Source organism: Bacillus sp. FJAT-45037 (assembly GCF_002797325.1).
Taxonomy (GTDB): Bacteria; Bacillota; Bacilli; order Bacillales; family Bacillaceae_D; genus Alkalihalophilus.
The window spans coordinates 2,052,515-2,076,590 of record NZ_KZ454938.1; the positions used below are offsets into that span (position 1 = coordinate 2,052,515).

22 protein-coding genes are annotated in these 24,076 nt (G+C 39.2%); 9 read left to right on the forward strand and 13 right to left on the reverse strand.

Translation table 11 applies throughout. The features are described from left to right. Positions 1-41: 41 nt before the first annotated feature. The 4 genes from CDZ88_RS10600 to CDZ88_RS10615 all read right to left on the reverse strand — a co-directional run bounded on the left by CDZ88_RS10600 (position 42) and on the right by CDZ88_RS10615 (position 4,332). Positions 42-2,201, reverse strand: a complete 2,160-nt coding sequence (locus CDZ88_RS10600) for a DNA topoisomerase III (RefSeq protein WP_100373511.1) — start codon at positions 2,199-2,201, stop codon at positions 42-44. A 125-nt stretch (positions 2,202-2,326) separates the two neighbouring features. Next, positions 2,327-2,935, reverse strand: coding sequence for an alpha/beta hydrolase (locus CDZ88_RS10605; protein ID WP_100373512.1), 609 nt, complete (start codon positions 2,933-2,935; stop codon positions 2,327-2,329). A gap of 15 nt (positions 2,936-2,950) precedes the next feature. Continuing rightward, positions 2,951-3,931: a ring-cleaving dioxygenase gene (locus CDZ88_RS10610; protein ID WP_100373513.1), complete on the reverse strand. Its 981-nt coding sequence runs from the start codon at positions 3,929-3,931 to the stop codon at positions 2,951-2,953. Between the two features lie 5 nt (positions 3,932-3,936). After that, positions 3,937-4,332: a MarR family winged helix-turn-helix transcriptional regulator gene (locus CDZ88_RS10615; protein ID WP_100374667.1), complete on the reverse strand. Its 396-nt coding sequence runs from the start codon at positions 4,330-4,332 to the stop codon at positions 3,937-3,939. A gap of 230 nt (positions 4,333-4,562) precedes the next feature. Between CDZ88_RS10615 and CDZ88_RS10620 the strand changes: the two genes are divergently transcribed. The 3 genes from CDZ88_RS10620 to CDZ88_RS10630 all read left to right on the forward strand — a co-directional run bounded on the left by CDZ88_RS10620 (position 4,563) and on the right by CDZ88_RS10630 (position 7,794). After that, positions 4,563-5,375 carry a PRC-barrel domain-containing protein gene (locus CDZ88_RS10620; RefSeq protein WP_198507846.1) on the forward strand — a complete coding sequence of 271 codons (813 nt, stop codon included), beginning with the start codon at positions 4,563-4,565 and terminating at the stop codon, positions 5,373-5,375. A 156-nt stretch (positions 5,376-5,531) separates the two neighbouring features. Continuing rightward, positions 5,532-6,482 carry a type I pantothenate kinase gene (gene coaA, locus CDZ88_RS10625; RefSeq protein WP_100373515.1) on the forward strand — a complete coding sequence of 317 codons (951 nt, stop codon included), beginning with the start codon at positions 5,532-5,534 and terminating at the stop codon, positions 6,480-6,482. Between the two features lie 127 nt (positions 6,483-6,609). Next, complete coding sequence (locus tag CDZ88_RS10630) at positions 6,610-7,794, forward strand: IS256 family transposase (protein WP_100372488.1); 1,185 nt, start codon at positions 6,610-6,612, stop codon at positions 7,792-7,794. 335 nt (positions 7,795-8,129) lie between these two features. Here the strand turns inward: CDZ88_RS10630 and CDZ88_RS10635 are convergent, their stop codons facing one another. Together CDZ88_RS10635 and CDZ88_RS10640 are read right to left on the reverse strand one after the other, a co-directional pair. Beyond that, positions 8,130-9,272: a D-alanyl-D-alanine carboxypeptidase family protein gene (locus CDZ88_RS10635; RefSeq protein ID WP_100373516.1), complete on the reverse strand. Its 1,143-nt coding sequence runs from the start codon at positions 9,270-9,272 to the stop codon at positions 8,130-8,132. A gap of 178 nt (positions 9,273-9,450) precedes the next feature. After that, complete coding sequence (locus CDZ88_RS10640; RefSeq protein WP_100373517.1) at positions 9,451-10,272, reverse strand: CAP domain-containing protein; 822 nt, start codon at positions 10,270-10,272, stop codon at positions 9,451-9,453. A gap of 361 nt (positions 10,273-10,633) precedes the next feature. On the opposite strand from CDZ88_RS10640, the gene CDZ88_RS10645 reads away from it, so the two are divergent. From CDZ88_RS10645 to CDZ88_RS10655, 3 genes are all read left to right on the forward strand, one after another. Beyond that, positions 10,634-11,224 carry a cell wall hydrolase gene (locus CDZ88_RS10645; protein ID WP_100373518.1) on the forward strand — a complete coding sequence of 197 codons (591 nt, stop codon included), beginning with the start codon at positions 10,634-10,636 and terminating at the stop codon, positions 11,222-11,224. A gap of 155 nt (positions 11,225-11,379) precedes the next feature. Then, positions 11,380-11,994 (forward strand): hypothetical protein, encoded by a 615-nt coding sequence (locus tag CDZ88_RS10650; protein WP_100373519.1) that lies wholly within the window; start codon positions 11,380-11,382, stop codon positions 11,992-11,994. Between the two features lie 101 nt (positions 11,995-12,095). Continuing rightward, entirely contained in the window at positions 12,096-14,621 is a 2,526-nt protein-coding gene (locus CDZ88_RS10655) for a CBS domain-containing protein (protein WP_100373520.1), read from the forward strand. A gap of 19 nt (positions 14,622-14,640) precedes the next feature. On the opposite strand, the gene CDZ88_RS10660 is transcribed toward CDZ88_RS10655, so the two are convergent. Further along, positions 14,641-15,924, reverse strand: coding sequence for an acetyl-CoA hydrolase/transferase family protein (locus CDZ88_RS10660; protein ID WP_100373521.1), 1,284 nt, complete (start codon positions 15,922-15,924; stop codon positions 14,641-14,643). A gap of 385 nt (positions 15,925-16,309) precedes the next feature. Between CDZ88_RS10660 and CDZ88_RS10665 the strand changes: the two genes are divergently transcribed. Then, a complete protein-coding gene (locus CDZ88_RS10665) occupies positions 16,310-17,368 on the forward strand; it encodes an LCP family protein (RefSeq protein WP_100373522.1) in 1,059 nt (352 codons plus the stop codon). 40 nt (positions 17,369-17,408) lie between these two features. On the opposite strand, the gene fabF is transcribed toward CDZ88_RS10665, so the two are convergent. Further along, on the reverse strand, positions 17,409-18,650 hold the full coding sequence (gene fabF / locus CDZ88_RS10670) for a beta-ketoacyl-ACP synthase II (RefSeq protein WP_100373523.1): 1,242 nt from the start codon (positions 18,648-18,650) through the stop codon (positions 17,409-17,411). A 51-nt stretch (positions 18,651-18,701) separates the two neighbouring features. Then, positions 18,702-19,640, reverse strand: coding sequence for a beta-ketoacyl-ACP synthase III (locus tag CDZ88_RS10675; RefSeq protein ID WP_269799259.1), 939 nt, complete (start codon positions 19,638-19,640; stop codon positions 18,702-18,704). 211 nt (positions 19,641-19,851) lie between these two features. On the opposite strand from CDZ88_RS10675, the gene CDZ88_RS10680 reads away from it, so the two are divergent. Next, positions 19,852-20,130, forward strand: a complete 279-nt coding sequence (locus CDZ88_RS10680; RefSeq protein ID WP_100373524.1) for a hypothetical protein — start codon at positions 19,852-19,854, stop codon at positions 20,128-20,130. 23 nt (positions 20,131-20,153) lie between these two features. On the opposite strand, the gene CDZ88_RS10685 is transcribed toward CDZ88_RS10680, so the two are convergent. From CDZ88_RS10685 to CDZ88_RS10700, 4 genes are all read right to left on the reverse strand, one after another. Beyond that, complete coding sequence (locus CDZ88_RS10685) at positions 20,154-20,414, reverse strand: penicillin-binding protein (RefSeq protein ID WP_100373525.1); 261 nt, start codon at positions 20,412-20,414, stop codon at positions 20,154-20,156. 66 nt (positions 20,415-20,480) lie between these two features. Then, positions 20,481-20,813, reverse strand: coding sequence for a hypothetical protein (locus CDZ88_RS10690; RefSeq protein ID WP_100373526.1), 333 nt, complete (start codon positions 20,811-20,813; stop codon positions 20,481-20,483). 80 nt (positions 20,814-20,893) lie between these two features. Then, positions 20,894-21,064, reverse strand: coding sequence for a ComZ family protein (locus CDZ88_RS10695; RefSeq protein ID WP_100374669.1), 171 nt, complete (start codon positions 21,062-21,064; stop codon positions 20,894-20,896). Between the two features lie 95 nt (positions 21,065-21,159). Then, on the reverse strand, positions 21,160-22,131 hold the full coding sequence (locus CDZ88_RS10700; RefSeq protein ID WP_100373527.1) for a BMP family ABC transporter substrate-binding protein: 972 nt from the start codon (positions 22,129-22,131) through the stop codon (positions 21,160-21,162). 345 nt (positions 22,132-22,476) lie between these two features. On the opposite strand from CDZ88_RS10700, the gene CDZ88_RS10705 reads away from it, so the two are divergent. Continuing rightward, complete coding sequence (locus tag CDZ88_RS10705; RefSeq protein ID WP_100373528.1) at positions 22,477-24,072, forward strand: peptide chain release factor 3; 1,596 nt, start codon at positions 22,477-22,479, stop codon at positions 24,070-24,072. The last annotated feature ends 4 nt before the right edge of the window (positions 24,073-24,076 follow it).

Consider the following 24,076-nt stretch of genomic DNA (forward strand, 5'->3'; position numbering starts at 1 on the left):
AAGAATACAATTAAAAGAAGACTCTTACACAGAGTCTTCTTTTAGTTAGTCTCAAATACGACTTTTCCTTCTGTTGTCAGAGAAAGTTCTGCATCAAATGTTTGATTGTCTTTTTTAAAGCCACTAATTTTTTCGGACTTACCCGTATCAAGTAAACGTTTAATTGTTGCTTCATTGATCTTTTTACCTAATATTTTTTTTGAAAGAGTTAACTTACAACTTTTCGTTTTGTAATCAGAGCAACCATAGAATGTGCCACGATCCATCATCTTCCCTCCACATAATCGACAAGTTCCAATTACTTTATTGCTTCCTTTTGAGCGCTTCTTATAAGGCGCTCGTTGAATCGTTGATGTATCAAGATGGGCAAAATCCCATTGTTCGGACTGTTTTTGTGCCTCAGAAATGAGATGAACAGATAACTTTCTTGCTTGCTCCATAAAGTCGGTCGGCGCTGCATCGCCACTACCAATCTCACGTAGGCGCTGCTCCCATTTCGCCGTCATTTCAGGAGATGCGAGAATACTTGAGTCAAGCGCGTCAATAAGAAGACGCCCTTTAGCGGTAGGAGCGACGATATTTTTTTCGACAGTCATATATCCTCGATCTTTTAAAATTGTAATAATCCCCGCACGCGTCGCTTCTGTTCCGAGCCCTTGTGACTCCATCAAAATCTTTTCTAACTCTTTATCTGTGACGGATTTCCCCGCCGCTTTCATGACGGTAATTAACTGACCTTCTGTAAAGCGTTTAGGTGGCTCTGTCACGCTTTCCTTTACGGTTGTTTCTTTTGTAACCCCTTGTTCTCCGTTTTCAAGAGGAGGTAGAAGGACATCTTGCTTCCCCTCATCTTTTTGCTGATAAATCACTTTGCGCCAACCAGGTTCTATGATCTGCTTGCCTTTTGATTCAAACGTCGCCCTTCTAGCTACAAGCGTATCGATCTTGCTATAGCTTATGATGGCATCTTTCTCATGAGCGGCAAGAAGAGAACGAGCAATCAAATCATAAATGTATTTTTCATCGCTAGCCAATCTATCAATCTTCGGTACTTGCTCCGTTGGAATAATCGCGTAGTGATCACTCACTTTTTTGTCATTCACAAAACGGCGGTTTTCTTTGATCGAAGTCAGCGGGAGAGGGAAATAGCGAGCATAATCATTAAATTGACTTAACTTCTCTAACACACCTGGAAATGTCTCAGCTTCACCTTTCGTTACAAAGCTTGAGTCTGTTCTCGGATATGAGATGTATCCTTTTACATACAGCTTTTGGGCAATGTCGAGGGTTTTTTTTGGAGAGTATTTATACCGTTTATTCGCCAGGGCTTGTAAGCTTGATAAGTTAAATAAATAGGGTGGTTTAAAATGCTTCTTCTCTTCATGTATGGCAGCTACGACAGCTTCTTTCCCTTCGCAAAATTGAGCAATTTTCCTTGCTTGGACTGCTGAAGCTACTCTAGACTTTCCTTCTTTATGCCATAAACCTACGTATTCTTTATCATCCATTTGGAAAGTTGCTTTCACTTCCCAAAAAGGTTCAGGCTTAAATGCTTCAATCTCTTTTTCTCGTTTAACAATCAAGGCAAGCGTAGGTGTTTGAACTCGGCCAGTCGAGAAGACATCGTTAATGCCCTTTTCTTTCAGTAGCAATGTATACGCTCGTGAAGCATTCATTCCTACCAACCAATCTGCACAAGCTCGGCTTAATGCTTCATAATACAGAGGGCGCGTTTCCTTTTCATCTTTCAGCTGGCGAAAACCTTGTATCACAGCTTGTTCGGTTAATGAAGAGAGCCAAAGTCTTTTGAGTGGCTTGTTTACTTTGCATTGGTCGATGATTAATCGAACAATCAACTCCCCTTCTCGCCCAGCGTCACCTGCCATAATAACTTCGGAGACATCTGGATGCTTAAGAAGCTTTTTCACAACTTGAAATTGCTTATATTTCCCTTTACTAATTTGAAACTCGAATGTATGTGGCAAAATTGGTAATGTGTCTAGTTTCCATGTTTTCCATTTCTCATCATAATGTTCTGGGGGTCTTAGCTCACATAAATGCCCAACGGCCCATGTTACATAAGCACCTTGAGGGAACATCTCACATGGCTTTATAACAATCGCACCTTGCTCTTTTTTTGAAGGGAAAGGGGCTGCAAGTTTAGCTCCTTGATCTGGTTTTTCTGCAATAATGACTTTCATCAGGCAATTCCCCCCTTATAATCATATCCACAATTATAACTTCTGAACTTGAAAAAGGGAACACTTGTCCTCTATATAAAAAAGCACACAGAAGTTACTTCTCCTATGTGCTAATGAATGTTACTTTAGTTAAAATTCTTTTCGAACCATACTTTTGCATCTTCTACTTCATCCTTTGTTAGCTGATGACCACCCGGACCCCAATGTTCTGTCACCTGAGCTCCTGATTCCTGAAGGCGTTTGATCAACTCTTTCGTTTCCTCTGCTGGGATGAGAGGGTCAACTTCTCCAGCTCCCGTGAATACAGGCGTATCATTTAAGGCTGGAATATCGACGCCTCTTCTTGGTACCATCGCATGGAATAACGCCGCACCCTTTAGAGATGACTGATGATGATACAACATGCTTGCAGCAATATTCGCTCCGTTAGAGTAGCCGACAGCAACCACATGATTTCGATCAAATCCATATTGATCTGCTGCATCATCTAAAAACTCATTTAACTCTTTCGTGCGGAAGATTAAATCCTCCTCATCAAATACACCTTCGCTCAATCTTCTAAAAAAGCGTGGCATCCCATTTTCTAACACATTACCACGTACCCCTAAAACAGATGCCTCTGGTGCAATGATATCCGCTAGTGGCAATAAATCTTCCTCGTTTCCCCCAGTTCCATGGAGCAATACTAATGTAGGTAGTTTTTCATTTTTTCCTTTTCTAAATATGTGCTTCATTATGATCAACTCTCCTTATTGTTTGGTATCTAGTGGTTTCAATTTTGATTCGATCTCTTCTCTGCGGTCTTCAAAATATGGAGGTAATGATAAGCGTTCTCCTAACGTTTCAAATGGCTCATCCCCTTCAAATCCTGGACCATCCGTTGCAAGTTCAAAAAGAATACCGTTTGGTTCACGGAAATATAAAGATCTAAAATAATATCTCTCTACAAACCCAGAGCTTGGTACACCTAATTCGTTGATAAAGTCCACCCACTTATGCATCTCTTCTTCACTTTCTACTCGGAAAGCAACATGATGAACACTTCCGCGGCCAGGTCGTTCACGCTCCATATCACGTCGTTCCTCTAAATGAATTTCAGTTCCTGATCCACCTTCGCCTGTTTCAAACACTCGAACAGGCTTCTGTCCATCTGCAATTGGTTCGTATTGTCTTGTCTCCCGGTAGCCCATGACCGATGTGAGCACCTTCTCTGTTAATTCAGGTCGACTCACAGTTAATGTTACAGGACCTAATCCGTAAATGGCATGCTCCGATGGGACTGGGCTATCCTCCCACGGGTTTCCGCCAGCTACACCATTATCATGTTCATCGGATACTAATACCAATCTTTGCCCTTCAAAGTCACGGAACGACAATGTTGCTCGGCCTGTATGCTTTGTCACTTCGTCATAATCGACTTTATACTCATCAAATCGTGCCCTCCAGTAATCTAAAGCCGCATCACTCGGCACCCGAAGAGATGTGGCTGTAATGCTATTTGTTCCTGGGTGTGTAGTTCCTGCATGAGGGATTTCAAAAAATGTTAAATCTGTCCCTGGATTTCCACGCTCATCTGCATAGAACAGATGGTACACAGAAGGATCATCCTGGTTAATGGATTTCTTAACTAATCTCATCCCTAAAACTTCTGTGTAAAAACGATAATTTTCTTTCGCATTACCTGTAATTGCCGATACATGATGCTGTCCTTTTAATGGTTTTCTTGTCATGCCTATCACTCCTTATGGTTTGTGTGTTCTTTTAGTCCCTTTATCTCGACTTTCTTTAATAACCGTAATAACTCTTTTTGTTCTTCTTTGGTTAATCCATCAAACTGCGAGGCTTGAAAAGATTCTTGGCTAGGGACAACCGATGAAAAAAGGTTTTCTCCTTTTTCCGTCAAGCTAAGGATCTTTGTCCGCCATTGTTGCTCTCGTTGTACAAGGCCATTTTTTTCTAACTTGACGATTGCTTGAGTAATGTTTCCTTTTGTCACAAAAAGCTTTTCGGCTAACTCTTGTTGAGAAAGTGGCTGGTGAGTCCCAATTTGAACCAATAGATCAAATTGAGAGGTTGTTAAGTTCCACTGACTTAAATGGTCATTCGATAAACGGATGCTTGCATGATACATTCTAGCTAAGCGAAACCATATTAATAAATTAAGTTTTTCTTCATGCTTAAATTTCTTCAACAGCCATTCAACCTCCTTACCTTTATCAGTTTAGTTCTAAACTGATAAAAAGTAAAGGATTTTGATTTACCTTTTTAACGATTACGTTTTCACTTTTATGTTTAAAATGAGTTTGTTCGGGAAGTAACATAATAAGAACATTACACATATAAACGAAAGGATTGATGAACATGTTACTACGTGCAAAAGATTTAAAGTCATATTCTATGCTAGCAAGTGATGGTGAATTAGGATCGTTAGACGATTTTTATTTTGATTCCGATACTGCGACGATTCGCTATTTTGTCGGTGACACGAGAACGTGGTTCTTTGGAGGGAAAGTACTATTAAGCCCTCTTTCCTTTTCGAACATAGATAGAGATAATGAGCGCATTGCTGTTAAAGCGACAAAGGACCAAATCAAAGATAGTCCAAAGCCTGAAGAACATGAACCTGTTACGAGAAAATATGAGAAACAACTCAGCACCTATTATGGTTGGGAAGGTTACTGGGGTGGTGCTGATAGACCTAGAGATATGACTGGATTCCAAGCTCATGCTCCAATGATGCCTCCGATCTTTAATCCAGAAGTACCACGTAATCAAGAAGAGCAACGATTACAAGCAGATGCTGCAACTGTAAAAGATACCGAGTTTGATCAAGATCAGCATTTGATTAGTGTCGAGGATATCAAAGGGTATACCGTCTATTCCAAAGGTGGAGAAGTTGGCAAGATTCATGATTGCGTCATTGATGATAAGACTTGGAAAATTCGTTATTTCGTTGTCAACGTCGGAGGTTTTTTCAATAAAGAATTAGTACTTGTATCTGTTGAATGGTTGACTGATGTTGACTGGAAGAGTCATATTATTACCGTCGGTCTCGATAATGAGCTAATCGAAAATGCACCAGAACTCGAATCTGGCCAGGTAATTACAGTAGAAGATGAAACAAAACTACACGTTCATTACAACCGTCCTACGTATTGGCAAGAGAAAAATTAATCTTCTTTTTAGCTTCGAATCGGCGTCAATCTTCATTCATTTGAAGGTTGGCGTTTTTTCCTTGTAGCGAGTGGTTTAACTTTGCTCCTTATCGATTCAACTCGAATAGTGTACAATAATACGTAACATTCACAGGTATGAAAAAAGGAGCCGATCATGATGACCTACAAAATGATCTCACGCCCATCTGCATATACAACATTTTCTCGCTCAGAATGGGCTGAGCTATCAGAGAAAATTTCAATTTCACTAACATCTCAGGAAAGAGCTCAACTACAAGGTATTAATGAAACAATCTCATCCGATGAGGTTACAGATATCTATTTACCACTTTCCGAACTTTTATTTATGCATATTAAACATGCATCTAGCCTTCACCAAGACCTAAATCAGTTTTTTCAAAAGAAAACAGAAAAAGTTCCTTTTGTGATTGGAATTGCTGGGAGTGTATCTGTTGGTAAGAGTACAACTGCTAGATTAATTCAAACACTACTATCTCGCCTTCCGACAAAACCAAAAGTAGATCTTGTCACAACTGATGGCTTCTTGTATCCAAATGCAACACTTGAAGAACGAGGACTAATGAAACGAAAAGGGTTCCCTGAAAGCTATGATATTGAAGGCTTGCTTAGCTTTCTAACCGACTTAAAGTCTGGTTCCGCTTACATGGAGGCTCCTCTCTACTCTCACCTTACCTATGATCGACTAGGCGAGAAACAAGTCATTGAACAACCCGATGTGGTCATCGTAGAAGGGATTAACGTGCTACAAGTAAATAAGAAAAGCAAAAAAATACCACAAATGTTCGTATCCGACTTCTTCGACTTTTCGATCTACGTTGACGCAGAAGAGGAGAATATTTTGGGCTGGTACATCGAACGTTTTAAATTATTACGTAACACAGCTTTCCAAAATCCAGACTCCTTCTTCCACCGTTACAAGGATCTCTCCGATGAAGAAGCGATTGGTTTTGCAACAGACATCTGGAAGGGCATCAACGGCGTTAATTTAGAACGAAACATCCGCCCTACCAAAAACCGCGCTGACCTCATCCTAAAAAAAGGCCCAGGTCACCGAGTAGAACAAATCCAAGTAAAGAAGAAATAAGAAGAAAAGCGGAGGAGTCCGTTTAGCGTAAGATAGAGTCCATATAATTGTGTAAAAAAGAATAAGCCACATCAATTTCTGGCAACAATGTTTTCAGCGACGAAAATATTGAAAGGAGAAATTGATGATGGCTCAAATTAAGTTTACCCTAGATATGGAAAATTTAAAAGATGAGGTTATGAATTCTGGATTAGAGGCTGTTGTAAAGTCTTCTCTTGTTTTAGTCTTAAATGAATTTATGGAAAAAGAGCGCGACGAGTATATGGAGTCTGATTTCTATCAAAGGGTAGATGATCGTAAGGATTACCGTAACGGTTACTATGAAAGAGATTATACGGTTTCGATCGGCAAACTACAGCTTAAAGTTCCCCGTACTCGAAGTGGGGAGTTCTCTACTAGTTTGTTTGAAAAATATCAACGAGCAGACCAATCACTGGTCCTCTCTATGTTAGAAATGGTCGTGAACGGGGTGTCTACCCGTAAGGTGACTAAGATCGTAGAACAGCTTTGCGGAGAAACCGTTTCTAAGTCGTTTGTCTCTAGCCTCACAGCTAAGTTAGACCCTCTCGTAAAGGAATGGGCTGACCGCCCTTTGAACATCACCTACTATAAATATGTCTACGTAGATGCCATGTATATTAAGGTGAGAGAGCACAATAAAGTAGTATCTAAGGCCGTCTATATCGCAGTGGGGGTAAACCAAGATCATAAAAGAGAAATCATTGGTTTACGTGTCAATCACGCAGAGAGTAAAGAAGCATGGATGTGCTTTTTTGACTATCTAAAATCAAGAGGCCTTCAATCGCCTCGTCTACTGATTTCTGATGCCCATTCTGGACTGAAAAGTGCCATCACAGAATCTTTTATTGGCACGAGTTGGCAACGCTGCACAGTCCACTTTAAGCGCAATATCTTTCAGTGTATGCCAAAGAAAGGGTCATATGATGCAAGAGAAATGGTGAAGAGCATCTTTGATGCGCCTAATCCGGAAGCCGCAAGAACACTTAAAAACGAGTTTATTCAAACATATGAACTTCAAAAAGCCTATGAGAAGGCCATTAACACATTAGATGAAGGCTTTGAAGATGCCATTCAATTCTTGGATGAACCGGCCGAAGCTCGAATTAAGATACGAACAACCAACAACTTAGAACGTTTAAACTCAGAAATTAGAAGAAGAGAACGAGTGATACGAATCTTCCCTAACAATCAATCAGCTTTTCGACTGATTGGTGCGGTACTCATGGATTACGAAAAAACGTTAGATTGCGGTGGACGTAAATTTTATTTTCCCAGTGAATCATCCATGTAGTGCGAAGCGAAATTTTTTGGGAGCGAGGGGTACCCCTCGCTCCCAAAAAATAAAAACAAACCTAAACCATGATCATCAGCAATAGCTGAAACATTGAATCCTAATTTACACAGGATTAAGGACTTGACTTAGCGTAAAGCTTTTTTCCATATTCTTCATGCATTTGCGCGGAAACTTGCTTGTTTTGCGCGAAAACAATGAGAATTCGCTCTCAACAGTGAAGTTTTCGCTCGGAAACCTATACGATTAGCGCGAAACCGCTACAAATAGAGGAAAAACCTATCCTTTAAACGTTAAAAAGCCAAGTGCGACATCACACTTGGCTTTTAATCGTTCTATAAATTGATCTTTGCTCCAATAAACAGTGGAAAAAGTTGCAGTAACCACTGAACAAAGCCTTGTTCTGGTGGCTCTTCAACAGGTAATACTTCTTCGTCTTGTTCTTCGTTGTCTACTTTTTCTAATTCGACTTCTTTAATGATTCGATTTTCAGCTCCTATGATCTGGAGCTTCCCTTGATTGGTCACAGCTAGCTCTACCTCTTCTTCTTGCTTATTTACATAAAAAATATCTTTCGTTAATCCGTATTCTTTCCCATTATCTGTTTCAAATAACTGATCATTTTCTATTTTATTTGTTTCAAAGTGATCAAATCCATAATCGAATAAATTGCTTGAGTCACGATAAGAAAGATTGGCTGTCGGCGCATTGAGCGTAATCGCAATAAGTTCAGTATCATCACGTTTTACCGCAGTAGATAACGTAAATCCAGATCGTTGAACAAATCCATTTTTCACACCTGTTGCCCCTTCATAATCCCAAAGTAGTCGATTATGGTTATAAATGGTAGTTTCCCATCCTTCACCAATCCACTCCATTTCTTTCGTTGAAACAATTTCCCTAAATACTTCGTTTTCCATTGCATATTGTGTAATCAACGCGAAATCATAAGCTGTTGTGTAGTGATCTTCATCAAATAGCCCATGCGGATTGGTAAAGTGAGAATCTTTTACACCAACATTTTCTCTAATGAATTGATTCATCCGTTTAGAAAAAGCCTCTTCACTTCCATCCATATGCTCAGCGATCACAAGACCTGCATCATTCCCAGAATTGATCATTAAGCCTTGAACAAGTTTTTTTAACGTTACTTCTTCTCCAGGAAGCAAGTAAACCCTCGTGCCGATTACTTCCATGACGTTTTCACTTACAGTTACCTTTTCTTGCAGGTCTCCTTCTTCAATGGCGACAATAGCGGTAATGATTTTTGTTATACTCGCTGGGTACATTCTTTGCGTACTGTTTTTTTCATATAATACTTCTTTCGTCTCACCATCTATTAATATCGCTGCTTCACTCTCGACATTAAGCTTAGGAGAAGCAACCGGTTGTTTCGGTCCCATTAATGAAACTATCATAATTAGTAAGATACCTAGAATTAGTTTTGTATTGATTATACGTCTAACCTTACTTCTCATCTTTACTCCCCCTTGTATGTAAGAACATTATACTAAACAAACATTACACGTTCATCTCAATATGGTTACATTCTATTAAAGGTTAGATTATAAGTACCGCTAACAACGATTAATCCCACTCCCTCAAAAAAAAGAACTTGGCCAAGGACCAAGTTCTCACTATTTATCAACTATATAATTATCCTTTAAACAATTGAACAAACATTTTTCCGTATGGTCCACCATCAACAACACCAATTCCTACTTCAGAGTAATTTGAGCTTAAAATATTGGCACGGTGTCCATCTGAATTCATAAGAGCTTGATGTGCTGCTTCTACAGTTTGATTACCAGCAAGGTTTTCTCCTGCAGTATTGTACTGAATACCAAACTGGTTCAACATATCAAACGGAGAACCGTACGTTGGTGAATTGTGAGAAAAGTAATTGTTGTCGATCATATCTTGTGCTTTCACACGTGCAACTTCGGTAATCTCAAGATCTGCTTTTAATGGTGCTAGTCCTTGCTTTTGACGCTCTTCATTAACAAGATTAACCATTTGTTGTTCTTCAGCTGTTAAGCCTTGTACCTGTTCTGCAGTCCCTTGCTCTGGTTGTGTGCTAGGTGCTGGTTGTTGTACAGGCTGTGCTGGTTGTGCACTCGGTTGTTCTTGAGGTTGCTCTTGTTTTGGCTCCTCAACTTGTGGTTGTTCGGGTGCTGGTTGTTGCTCAACAGGTGTTACTTCTTTCTTTGGCTCTGCTGGCGTTGACTGCTCTATTTCCACTTGCTCTTGTAATTCAGGGATTGTGATATTCCATTGATTTAATAAATTTTGTAGATTACTAGAGTTTTTCACTTCCTCTAATAAATGTTGCATTGATTCATAATCAGCACCATTTAATTGAATGACGTGACTTTCTTTAATTACTTGTGTATTAGACTGTTCAGCTGCACCAGCTGACCCAGCAAATCCGGCTGCAATTGTTGCAGCGGCAATAGACGTAACGATAAGTTTTTTCATGAAAGAATTCCTCCTTGAAGATTATTGTTTTTGTCTTACCACAAAACAGTAACATAGAATCTAGCAGTATCCTATGGTAAATCATGCATAAAAATTGCTTAATAGACTTAGTATTCATGTCTCTCTAAACCCCTATATATAAGAAAAAAACTTATTATTTATTCTTGTAAACTTAGTTTTTTATTCAGTTTTTTATAGATTTATACACTGTTCGTTACCTAATTGTAAAAATAGCTGACTAGAGTGATAGTGATAGGGTTAATTCTATTTTTGTAGGTATATTGGAAAAGTTTTCATGGAGATTTTTTCAGTATCTTTTGATAACTTATGAAGTAGATTGATTTGAGGAGGTTTCTTAAGAATGAAAAAACTATTATTCACAATCTGTGCAGGAGTAACCCTTACTTTAGCTGGAAATAACTTAGCTGAAGCATCCGTACAAACGCACACTGTACAATCTGGGGATACACTTTATAAATTAGGTCAACAGTACAGTGTGTCTTTTGAATCTATCAAACAATTAAATGACAAATCGTCGTCTGCCATCTATGTTGGAGAGACATTAACGATTCCCGCTGCCGTTTCAAGTGAAGAACGTGATTTATTGGCGCGACTCATTCATTCTGAAGCCCAAGGTGAACCTTATGCAGGTAAAGTTGCAGTTGCCACTGTCGTCTTAAACCGAGTTCACCATTCAGAGTTTCCAAATTCAATTAAAAAAGTTATCAATGAAGTCCATGCATCTGGACATTATGCATTTACTCCTGTTCAAAATGGCTCGATTCAACAACCTGCAGATGCTGAAGCGAAAAAAGCAGCCCAAGAAGCCATTGCCTTTCAAGGTCAAGGACAAGGTTCAATTTTCTTCTATAATCCAGAAATCGCAACAAACCATTGGATTGCTACTCAAACAGAAACCATTCGAATCGGTAACCATGTTTTTGCAAAATAATGAGAAAAGAACTGACGCGTTTAGTGACCGCGTCAGTTTTTTTAATCATAAAAGGATCTTTTGTCGATTTTTATGATTAAAATAAATCAGAAAGGGAATAGAAGCCATAGAATAGAATATATATTACTAATCAAACAAATTAGGTGGTGAACAGGATGACTCAAATATCTAGAACGAATTCGCTTCGTGCAAACCGTATTCATACAAGCTTTGTGAACCGGATGACCAACGCTAGTGGTGTTCATCCTATTGAACCAATAGATCGATCGGTTTCAATCAAGAATCCTACTCAACATCCAACTGAGCACCAGATCACTTATTACGATTACTATTATGAAAAACAATCGAATAAAAACAAGAGTAAATACAAGAATGCAAAGGAATCTCACGAGGAACTAACGAATGAATATCAACAAACTGTCGAGAAACTCATTCGCAGCTATAACCAATTGGTCCTATCTTTCAAACATATTGATCAACGCACATGCGAATCGAACACAAAAAAACTACATGAGGTCTACACTAAATACAGCGAATATTTTGAAAGCATCGGTGTGGTTGAACAGTCTAACAACTTACTGACATCTACGAATAAGACATATGATAATACAGATCATAGTCAAATGAACTCAGATATTCTTGCATCATTTATGCAAGATGTTTTATCAGAGTATCGATTAATGATTGATACAAGCTCAGCTCATAAAACGAATCCTTATGAACAGGACCCCCCTCACGAAACTGGTCTGATGTTTGAAGAGAGGCTCTAACAGCCTCTCTTTTTTGTGTTGATTCCATCAGTATCAATCCATATAGGCTTTTCCATATGAATTTGGTACAATGAGGAAAAAGTAGGGAAAGAGGGTTGACTATGATTGTAATCATCTCCCATCAAAACGTTGATTTTGACGGCCTGGCTTCTATGAAAGCAGCTCAAAAATTGTATCCGGACGCTATAGTTGCAATCTCAGATAAATTAGATACAAGTGTCACTCCTTATATGGCGATCTATCGCGACGCACTAGAATTTATGTTATATCAAGACATTAATTGGCATGATGTTTCGACACTCATTCTCGTTGATGTTGCTACACTTAAACGTACGGGCATTCCTCAGGGTGATCTAAGTGATACGATAAACACCATCATTTACGACCATCATCCACCCTTCATATGTGATACATACAAACAAATTGAAAAAGTCGGCTCAACCACCACCCTCCTACTCGAACAAATGATAGAAAAAGGTATGAAACTTTCTTCTAATGAGGCTACATTATTTGGGTTAGGTTTATACTCAGACACAGGAAATTTTACGTTTGATACAACAACGAATCGAGACTTTAGAGTTGCTGCCTATTTATTTGAACAAGGATTAGACATCGAACTTGTCAATCGATTTGTGGCACCTTCTTTCTCAGAAACAGAGCAGAAATTATTTGAGCAACTGTATGATCATCAACATGTCATTCATAAACAAGGTCTAACGATTGTTACCTCCTTTTTTGAACAGAAGAAATATCAAAATGGTTTAGGCACTCTTGCCGGGAAACTACTTGATACGAATTCAGCCGATGCTATTATTCTTGCAGTGAGGATGGACAAGCACGTTTACATTAGTTGTCGAGCAAACTCTTCTCGTATCGACTTTGGTCCATTCATAAAAAAACTAGGGGGTGGCGGCCATGCACAAGCGGCTTCGGCTATACTAAAGAAATCATCTATAGAATCCGCAAAAGAATTGATTGATGAGCTACATCCTCTTATTATTGAGAAGGCAACCTTGGCAAAAGACATGATGAGTTCTCCCGTAAAGATGATGAACGAAAATGATTCCGTTGATGAGACAAAACAGGCTATGATTCGTTTCGGACATACTGGATTTCCAGTCATTGATGACACAGGTAGAATTGTGGGTTTGATTTCGCGCAGAGATATCGATAAAGCTTCTCATCATCAATACGGACACGCTCCAGTCAAAGGATACATGACCAGAGAGATCGTTACGCTGCCACCATCAGCTACATTAGAAGAAATTCAAAGAACAATGATTCAACATAACATTGGTCGTATTCCGATCGTCGATCATGATGTAGTCGTTGGACTCATTTCTCGAACAAATGTCATTGCACAACTCCAAAAAAAATCAGATCTTCATGCACCTGAAACATTAATTGATCAAATGAAGGACAATCTTCCTAAAGAAACTTTTACATTACTAAATCAAATTGGACAAGAAGCGGATCGCCTTAACATTCGCGCTTTTTTAGTCGGAGGATTTGTGCGTGATTTACTGTTAAATCGTTCTAACGAAGACTTGGATGTAGTTATCGAGGGCAACGGTATAGACTTTGCGAAAGCTTTGGCTTACACCTATGGAGGCGAAGTAAAAGAACATGAAAGCTTTGGTACGGCTACGTGGACGACAACAGATGGGGAAAAGATAGATGTCGTCACATGCCGTACCGAATACTATGAAGAGTCAGCCTCCCTTCCGACTGTGCGCGCTTCTAACATTCATGAGGATTTGACGCGACGAGACTTTACGATAAATGCGATGGCGATGGTGATTTCTGCCGATTCCTTCGGTCAGTTAATTGATGATTATAACGGGTTAAAAGATTTAAAAGAAGGTAACATACGTATTCTTCACTCATTAAGCTTTATAGAGGATCCGACTCGAATTTTTCGTGCCGTTCGATTTGCAAACCGCTTCGGCTACCGTATTGATTCCAATACAAAAAGGTTTGCGAAAGCAGCTGTTGAACCACTTAAGACATTAAGTCAAAACCGCTTGATGCAAGAGTTGAGCTTGATACGGAAGGAAACAACAAGCATCGCTCCTTTTAAAATGCTTGATGACCTTCTGATTTGGAAAAATTTAATGGGAATCACTGTAACAGATGAAGAATATGCTCACGCAAGAAGCATATTAAACGAGATGGATGCTAATGTTTTTTATATTTTAACCTCCCTTTGTTACCACAAAGATAATTGGAATGAGCTGCTTCAACCTTATATTTTAACGGCTAAGTCTCGTTTATTTGTGCAAGACCTAGCCGAAGTAAGACAAGAATTAGAACTAGATATTCCATCGATGGATCAATTGCATGAAAAACTTTATACGATTTCCGATGAGGTGCTAGTATTCCTTTCCCTTGATCGATGTTTAAAACAACATAAAATAATAGATGCCTATTATAAACAACGAAGCCTGCTAACACCTCTTTTAACGGGTGATGATTTAATTGAGGCTGGAATGAAGCCCAGCCCAGAATTTCGTAAGATTCTTTTTGCAGCGGAGAAAAAACAAATGAATCAAACGTTAACGACAAAAGAGGAAGCATTATCGTGGCTTAAGTCTATACAGAATGAAAAAGAAGCTAACCAATTTTAATGGCTAGCTTCTTTTCCCTCTATAAATACCCTAACTCTTTCGCTTGTTCTGTCAGTTCATCTCTAAAACTAGGATGCGCGATTTGAATAAGCGCTTGTGTTCGTTCACGGATCGTTTTGCCACGAAGCTTGGCTACCCCATACTCGGTGACGATGTAATCAACATCATTTTTTGAGGTGGTTACTACAGAACCTTGTGCTAATGTCGGAACGATCTTTGAAATTGTGCCATTTTTCGTTGTTGAGTGCAAACAAATAATCCCTTTACCATTTTTAGACATTCGAGCACCGATGCCAAAATCACCTTGACCTCCCGTTGAAGAGTAATATCTTCCGCCGATCGATTCAGAGTTACATTGTCCTAAAAAATCAACTTCTATCGTAGCATTAATCGTAACTAATTGATTAATAGTGGCGATCAGTTTGCTATCATTTGTTTCATCCACAGGATACATTTGTACTTGCTTGTTTTCATGCATAAAGTCATAAAGGCGCTTCGTACCAAACGCAAACGTTGCGGTCATGCTACCTTTATGTAAAGGGTTTGACATATTTGTAACAGCCCCACTTTCAAATAAATCAACGACTTTATCAGGGATCATCTCTGTAAAGATGGTTAACTCGCGATGATTTTTCAAGAAATTCATAATTGCATTTGGAATCGCTCCGAACCCAATTTGTAATGTATCTCCGTCTTGGATCAAATCTGCAACCGTCTTTCCAATAATTTCATCTTCTGGACGCAACGGAATATCTGGTGTAACAGGTAATAAGGCATCATTTTCATACAGCGCATCAATGTCATCAATATGAATTCGGTTTTGACCAAATGTTCTCGGCATATTTTTATTTACTTCTAAAATAATGCGTTTGGCTGTTTTTAATAATGGAGCGACATAATCACAGTTTGTTCCTAATGAAAAGTAACCCTCTTCATCAATCGGTGAAACCGTCGCCATAATCACTTGCTGATCGGTCGCCTCTTTTAAGATCTCAGGTAAATCTGAAAAATGATTTGGTAAAAGATCAATTTCATGATCGTAAAAAGCTCGACGCTCATCTTTATTTAAAAACATAGAGACAACTTTAACTTTTTTCGGGTCAAATGAAATCACTGGATGTAATGATAGCATTTGGTACAAACGATTACCCTCTAACGCATCGTGATGAACCAAAGCTTGCATCAAAGCAGGCGGCTCACCGACAGCTAGTGGTACGATAATATCCTCACCAGGCTCTATACCTGACACAGCTTCCAACGATGTATTAACTCGTTTATGAATGTATTTGTCGTGTATACTCATCTCATATTCCTCCTAGAATACTGTAGGATTCCCAACATTTCTTCTTATGGTTTATCTCTCTCTAAGCAATAATAATACTATGTTCTACTTATCCAACCAAGGTAGATCGCTTCTTTTTTTAACGAAAGAAAAAAGTAATAGTATTCAGTAAAATCCGATTACTTGGCTTTCATGTTTTTCTTTGCTTTAGTGTGTGTCTATCAGATAAAAACAAACATGAATAACATTCCAATAAGTCAGTCGTTTGAAGTAGAATACTGTCGTTATTTATAAGTTTTTCGTAATTTCCCACAGTCATAACAACAAAATCTGCTATAATGAAAGACGTTATCATTTTTCATTCATGTTTTATTTCTTATTTTACTGTTTGTTAGGAGGATATTAGGTGGATACTCGCACGAATCGATCATTAAGACGCAGACGCCAACCACGAAAACGTAAAAAAGTGTTTATTTCTTTTTTAATTGTTTTCTCGTTGCTGTTTCTTTCAACAGCCGCCTTTGCAGTCATTCAATTTGAATTAGGGAAGAATACTGCAACTAAAAATATAGACAACAATCAAACGGATTCCGATGAGGTTACAGACGATATTGAAGATGAAACTGAATTCAATTCAAAAGAACCTGAGAATAACGAGCCGATTAACGTGCTTCTTATCGGTGTCGACACAGCTGATGATGAGCCAGCGAGAACCGATACCATTATGGTTGCTCAATACAATCCAAAAACCGGTGATGCCAAACTTGCATCCATCATGCGTGACACTTATGTTGAAATTCCAGGTTATCGTGATAATAAAATCAATGCATCATTTTTCTTAGGGGGACCTGATTTATTACGTCAAACCCTTGAGCATAATTTCGGATTAGACCTTCATTATTACGCAATGGTTAACTTTGATGGCTTTATTGAAGTCGTCGATACCATTGCACCTAACGGGGTTGAAGTAGATGTCGAAAATCGTATGTACTATAGTGTTGGTAATACCGTTATCGACTTCCAACCGGGCCTGCAAACATTCGATGGCCACGATGCTTTAAACTACGTACGATTCAGAAGTGATCGGAATAATGACTTTGGACGAGTAGAGCGACAACAAGAAATGTTATCGATTTTAAAGGATGAACTTTTAACCTTGTCAGGAATTACCCGAGTTCCTCGTTTAGTTGGCTCACTTGAACCTTATATTAATACCAACTTAAGAACGACTAGAATTCTTAGCCTCGGACGAGATTTCTTACTCAACCCAGTGGATGATATTGATACATTACGTATTCCTGTCCAGAACGGATATACAGATAAACATTATAGTCATGCTGGTGCAGTGTTAGAGCTTGATTTCGAGAAAAATCGTGAAGCGATCACTTCTTTTTTCTCTGAATCTTCAGCTACTCTTGCAAAAGACTCAACTGAGGATGAGGAAAAAACTGAAGATGATATGTAAAAAAACTCATTGACCGATTGGTCAATGAGTTTTTTTGTCCTTATGCTTGATAGCTTTTAAATACTAATGTTGCATTATGTCCACCAAAACCTAATGAGTTGTTTAATACTGCACGTACCGTTTGTTTTCTAGCTTCATTCGGAACATAGTCTAGATCACAATCGGGATCAGCTGTTTCGTAATTAATTGTCGGTGGGATGATCCCTTCTTTAATCGCTTTTACACAGAAAATCGATTCAACTGCACCAGCTGCACCTAGTAAATGACCGGTCATTGACTTAGTTGAACTAATCGCCAGTTTTTTCGCATGATCACCAAAGACTGCCTTCACAGCCATTGTTTCAAACTTATCATTGTAAGGTGTGCTTGTTCCGTGTGCATTCATGTAATCAATATCTTCTGGAGTAAGACCCGCATCCTCAATAGCGATCTTCATCGCGCGCGCTCCGCCTTCACCTTCTGGCGCTGGTGCCGTTATATGATGTGCATCTCCTGTCGCACCGTATCCTGAAATTTCCGCATAAATTGTTGCTCCACGTTTCTCTGCCGACTCAAGGCTTTCTAAAATAAGAATGCCAGCGCCTTCTCCCATCACAAATCCATCGCGATTCGCATCAAATGGACGCGAAGCTCTCTCAGGGTTATCCGTTGTTGTTACTGCTTTTGCTGCACAGAACCCAGCCACAGACATATTCGTAATAGGTGCCTCAGCTCCGCCCGTAATCATGACATCCGCATCGCCTCGTTCAATGACTTTAAATGCATCACCGATTGAATTAGTTCCTGAAGCGCAAGCGGTTACGGAACATGAGTTAATTCCTTTGGCTCCTGTAATAATTGAAACTTGACCTGAAGCCATATCTGGAATCAGCATTGGGACGAAGAACGGACTCACTCGTTTATGTCCTTTTTCAATAAAGATACGGAATTGCTGTTCAAAGGTTTCCATTCCGCCGATACCTGAACCAATCCACACACCTACTCGGTTGGCGATATCCTCTGTCACTTCTAATTTTGCATCCTTTAACGCCATAAGTGACGCTGCAACTGCAAATTGAGTGAATCGATCCATTCTACGTGCTTCTTTTTTATCCATAAATTCACTCGGATCAAATCCATCAACCTCTGCTGCTACTTTCATCGGAAACTCTTCTGCATTAACACGAGTTAACATTCCAATGCCAGACTGACCTTGAATAGCTTGTTCCCACGTAGTATCAACATTCAAACCAAGCGGTGTGACAGCTCCAATTCCCGTTACAACAACACGTCTTTTATTCACTACCAATCGCTCCTTTTATCATCCATATTTAATAAGTATATTCGATTCTTCTTAACGTCCCCAACGAAGGGCTACAGATCCCCAAACAAGACCTGCTCCAAAACCAACAAGGACTAAAAGATCTCCGTCTTTAATTTTACCATTTTTTAGTTCGTCGACCATCGCCATCGGAATGGATGCAGATGAGGTATTTCCGTACTTATGAACGGTTTTTAACATTTTTTCTACTGGTAGCTCAAGACGTTCTCTTGAAGCTTCCATGATGCGAATGTTTGCTTGATGAGGTACAAGGAAGTCAACATCTTCTTTCGTTAGACCTGCTTTAGCTAAAACAGATAAAGATGATTCACCCATTTGTCTAACTGCAAACTTAAAGACTTCGCGACCATTCATCTCAAGGTAATCATCACGTTTATGAATGTGCATGGCGCCTGCACCATCTGCTCCAAGTTCGAAAGCTAAAATACCTCTATCTTCAGCAACCGGCCCTAACACAGCTGCTCCAGCCCCGTCACCAAAAAGAACAGCAGTATTACGATTACTAAAGTCCGTTACTTTCGACAATTTCTCTACACCAATCACTAGTACATGCTTATATGAACCAGTTTGTATGAATTGTTGTCCTGTTGCTAACCCGTAAATAAACCCCGCACATGCCGCGCTAATATCCATAGCAGCTGCTTGTTTTGCACCTAAACGTTCTTGAATGAGAGAGGAGACATTTGGAAAATCCATATCAGGTGTCACAGTTGCAACGAGAATTAGATCGATGTCACTTGCAGAAATATTTGCATGCTCTAATGCTTCTTTAGCTGCTTCATAAGCCATGTCTGAAGTGTCGACATCGTCTGGTGCAAAGCGACGCTCTTCAATCCCTGTTCGAGTTCGAATCCATTCATCCGTAGTATCAATCGTTTTTTCAAATTCTGCATTTGTTACAACGCGCTCCCCAACATAACTTCCAATGCCGTAAATACCAGCTTTCACCATGTAACAATTCCCCCTTCATTCATATCAACTTTCTTTTACGAGTTATTATTAGTACCTACTACTAATTTTAGCGTATCCCCTTTCATCTGTCCACCTGTATTTAATGAACAAATGTATACATATGGAAACGGGCATTTGTCCTCACACGGAATGATGACTTTGCCCATACACTACTAGAGAAAGTAATGGATTTTGTGTAAGGAGGGTAAAAATGTCAGAACAAAAACGTAAAGAACAACCGATGGATCCTTTCTCTCAATTAATGTTTGGAACACCACCAGAAGCGAGGCAACCACAAAAAGAGGAGCCAGAAAAAGTCCCCTCTCAACTCGAACAAATATTAACAATCGTCCAAACCTTGGGTCCGACCTTAGATAAATTAGCTCCACTAATGGGAGTCGTACACACATTCTTTAAACAAGAACCAAAGAATACAAACGCGACATCAGAAAAACAGGAACAAGTAGAAGAAAAAAGCGACAACGCCTAAGCGTTGTCGCTTTTCTTCTTCTGTTATCTCCAGTAATTTTGTCCACAATACGGTCCACAGTTTGGACCGAAACTCGGGCCGAAACTAGGACCATAATTCGGACCGAAGTTCGGTCCATAGTTTGGTCCATAATAAACAGGTGGACGACTGTAATTATTAAAAAGCAACCCACCGATCGCTAGACCTCCCAAGAAAGGGATAAAAGGGAAATAACGTTGATCATGATGAGATCCATGACCAGAACGGACCATTTGTTGATACGGTTGATAATGCTGATAGGTCATTCAACCCAACTCCTTCACATAGATTCTCTACATCGTATGGAAGGTCGGTCCTTTTTGAGCGTGTCCTTACTCCGATTGTCCTGTGTCCTTCCCAAGCTGTTCCATTAAATCGATGAAAAAACCGTCAAGTTGATTTTTCAAAGCCTCTTCTTCTGATGTTTTTGCTGTCATTTTTTTCACATATTCATATGATTCTAAAAAGCCTTCTAAATCTCCCGTTCGGATTTGAGCGATACTATAATGAACAAATAAACGGATGTGCTCCCCTCCACTATTCTTCATTAATTCTACAAATGGTTTCAACGCTTCAATCGCTTCTTCATTTCTCTTCTCACTAACGAGCTTAAACCCTTCTTTCATTTTATCTGCAAAGGCTTGTAATTTTTCTTCTTTTAACAAAAATAACTCTCCTCTTCATAGAAAGAGGCCCCTACCTGAGCTGTTCAGGTGAGCCTCTTTCATTTTAATTAGACTTTGGATTATTCACTATCACTCGACTCTTCTTTTCCAAGTTCATACGCTTCGTTCATTACTTTTAGAAGCATATCTAACATTGGTTGAAGATCGTCCATTCCTAATTCAATCCCTTTTTCATCTAGAAGCTTTTTGCCCTCTGGTAAATGCTTCATCGCAATTTGCATAAATTTCATATTTAATTCTGGATTACTCAACGCTTTCACCTCTTCAAAATATATCTCTCGATTCTTAACATACTATGACTACCCATAAAAAAGCAAGGCAGACCCTACTCTTTTGATTCGTGTTCATGAGGCAACATTCCTGTTTCCATATAAGTATGTAGCGCTTCTTGCACGGTGTCTTGAACTTCTTTTGGCACCTGAGATCCAAACTCTCCTAACGAAATGACGCCGTCTGGAAAGTCAAATGTATGGTTTCCCTCTTTTAATTCACCTGCTTGAAACTTTGTAGCAACAAGTCCGTATAACTCATCAACATGTTGTATTGTGCTTGTTAAAATCGTTGCTTCACCCAAATCAGATTGATCCCCTATATACCCAATAGCATATAATCCTTCTTCCTTTATTCTTTCCACTACTTCCACATGAAAACCATCTCCTGCTGGGTAGTACACATCGTATCCGTGTTCATTCAGCTCATTAAAGTATGATAAGGCGGTTTGTTCATCGGCCCAATCTTCTACATACTTAATCTCTATTTCTACATTCGTATTCATATATTCTGCCCCAGCTATGTACCCACGTACTTCGGGTTGCCAAGAAAACGCTGCAATAGCAGCAATACGATCTGTTTGGGTCATCGCCGCCGCAACCATTCCAGCAAAATAACCCATTGCATAACTGTCGAACGCTAGATTAGTAACATTCGCTCCACTAACTTCGCCATTAAAGCTAATAAAGTGAACTTGTGGATAATCATTACTTAAAGTAGTGAAATGGTCAGCAAAGAAATGACCATGTCCAAAAATAAGATTGATGTCTTGCTCCACAAATTGCTCTACTGCAGAAACTATGTCATATCTTGAATTAACTTCTTCTTTAAAATCGACATGAACATCTAATGAGGAATGAATATTTAGGAGGCCTTGATAGCCCTTGCTGTTCCACCCTTGGTCATCAATTGTATCTTCAATTAATAACCCTACACCTTGAAGGGCAGATGGATTCGATTCATTTGCACAACTAGAAAACAATAATAATAACGGAAAACATATAAGAAATAACTGTTGTATCTTCATGCTGGCACTCTCCTGATAGATTTACACCACAACCTAGTATAAAGCATTGGAAGGAATTTTTGCGCTTCGCTCTTTCGGAAGTGATAAAAGTCCCGATAATTTTTTTAACCTTGTTTTAACATCTACTTATTCGTCAATTCTATTATAAACCCCTTTCTAACTTGTCTTAATTAAAGTTTTGTAATGAAATTGTAATGTTAGCTAATGAAATATGTTAACGAGAAATAGGAAGATCGATGCAGATTGATCTCACAACCATTGCCTTTCATTTAATTGTAGATGCTTCAAAAGCTTTCGCCTGTTATAATGGAACGATACTGATTTGAAGAAACGAGGAATTTTAATATGAAACATAAAGAAGCCGTGCAGTCTAGACGGACATTCGCGATTATTTCGCATCCTGATGCGGGTAAAACAACATTAACTGAAAAGCTCCTTCTGTTTGGAGGAGCCATTCGTGAAGCTGGAACGGTTAAAGGGAAAAAAAATACGAAACATGCGACAAGTGACTGGATGGATATTGAAAAACAGAGAGGAATCTCTGTCACAAGTTCCGTTCTCGAATTTAAATTCGACGGGTACCATGTGAACATCCTTGATACACCTGGTCACCAAGATTTCAGTGAAGATACGTACCGTACGTTAACGGCAGCCGATTCTGCTACGATGTTAATTGATGCAGCTAAAGGTGTCGAGGCTCAGACGAAGAAATTATTTAAAGTATGTAAAATGCGCGGCATTCCAATCTTTACGTTTATGAATAAGTTAGATAGACACGGAAGAGATCCTTTTGATTTAATGGAAGAGCTAGAGGAAGTACTTGGCATTCGTTCGTATCCAATGGGGTGGCCAATTGGAATTGGGCAATCATTCTCAGGTGTCTATGATCGTCATGCGAAAAAGCTTGAACTTTACAACCCTGAAAATCCAAATGATATTGATGTTATTCAGCTTACTGGCTCGGATGACCCGAGACTTGATGAAGCAATTGGTGATGAAGAATTGGTCGCTCAATTTAGAGAAGAGCTGGAGCTATTAGATGTGGCGGGTGATGAATTTGACCTTGATCTTATCAAAAGAGGAGAGCTTACACCGATCTTCTTTGGTAGTGCTATTTCAAGCTTTGGTGTTCAGACCTACTTAGAACATATGCTTGACCTTGCTCCATGGCCAACGCCTCGCGAGAGTACAAAAGGAGTCATCGACCCATTAGAACATATTGGATTCTCTGGTTTCATCTTCAAAATTCAAGCAAACATGAACCCTGCTCACCGTGATCGTATTGCCTTCTTACGAATTACTTCAGGTAAATTTGAGCGTGGTATGCAAGTAAAGCATGTTCGTTTAGGTAAAAACATGAAGTTATCACAACCAACTCAGTTCCTTGCACAAAGTCGCAGCATTATTGATGAGGCTCATGCAGGTGATATTATTGGTCTCTTTGATCCAGGTACATTTAGAATTGGAGATACACTAGTTGAGGGGCAACCATTTGAGTTTGACGAGATGCCTCATTTCTCACCTGAATTTTTCTCTGCCATTACAGTAAAAGAGGCAATGAAACATAAATCCTTTGAAAAAGGCCTTCAACAGCTGACAGAAGAGGGGGCGATTCAGTTATTTAAATCGTATAACCGTTTTTCCGAGCAACAAATTGTTGGGGTCGTTGGGGTATTACAGTTCGAAGTTTTAGAACATCGTCTAAATGGTGAATACAATGTTGATATTCAACTCGATCGTCTTCCCTACTCATTTGCAAGATGGGTGGATGGACCACAAAACGAGATGGACACATTCAAAAAGATGCAACGTAATTTAGTGACCGACCGTGATGGTCGAATTGTTGCTCTCTTTGATAATGAATTCCAAATGCGTACAGCGATTGATAAATATCCAAGCATTGAATTTTATGAGAACTCGTTTTATAAAAAACAATCATAATCGA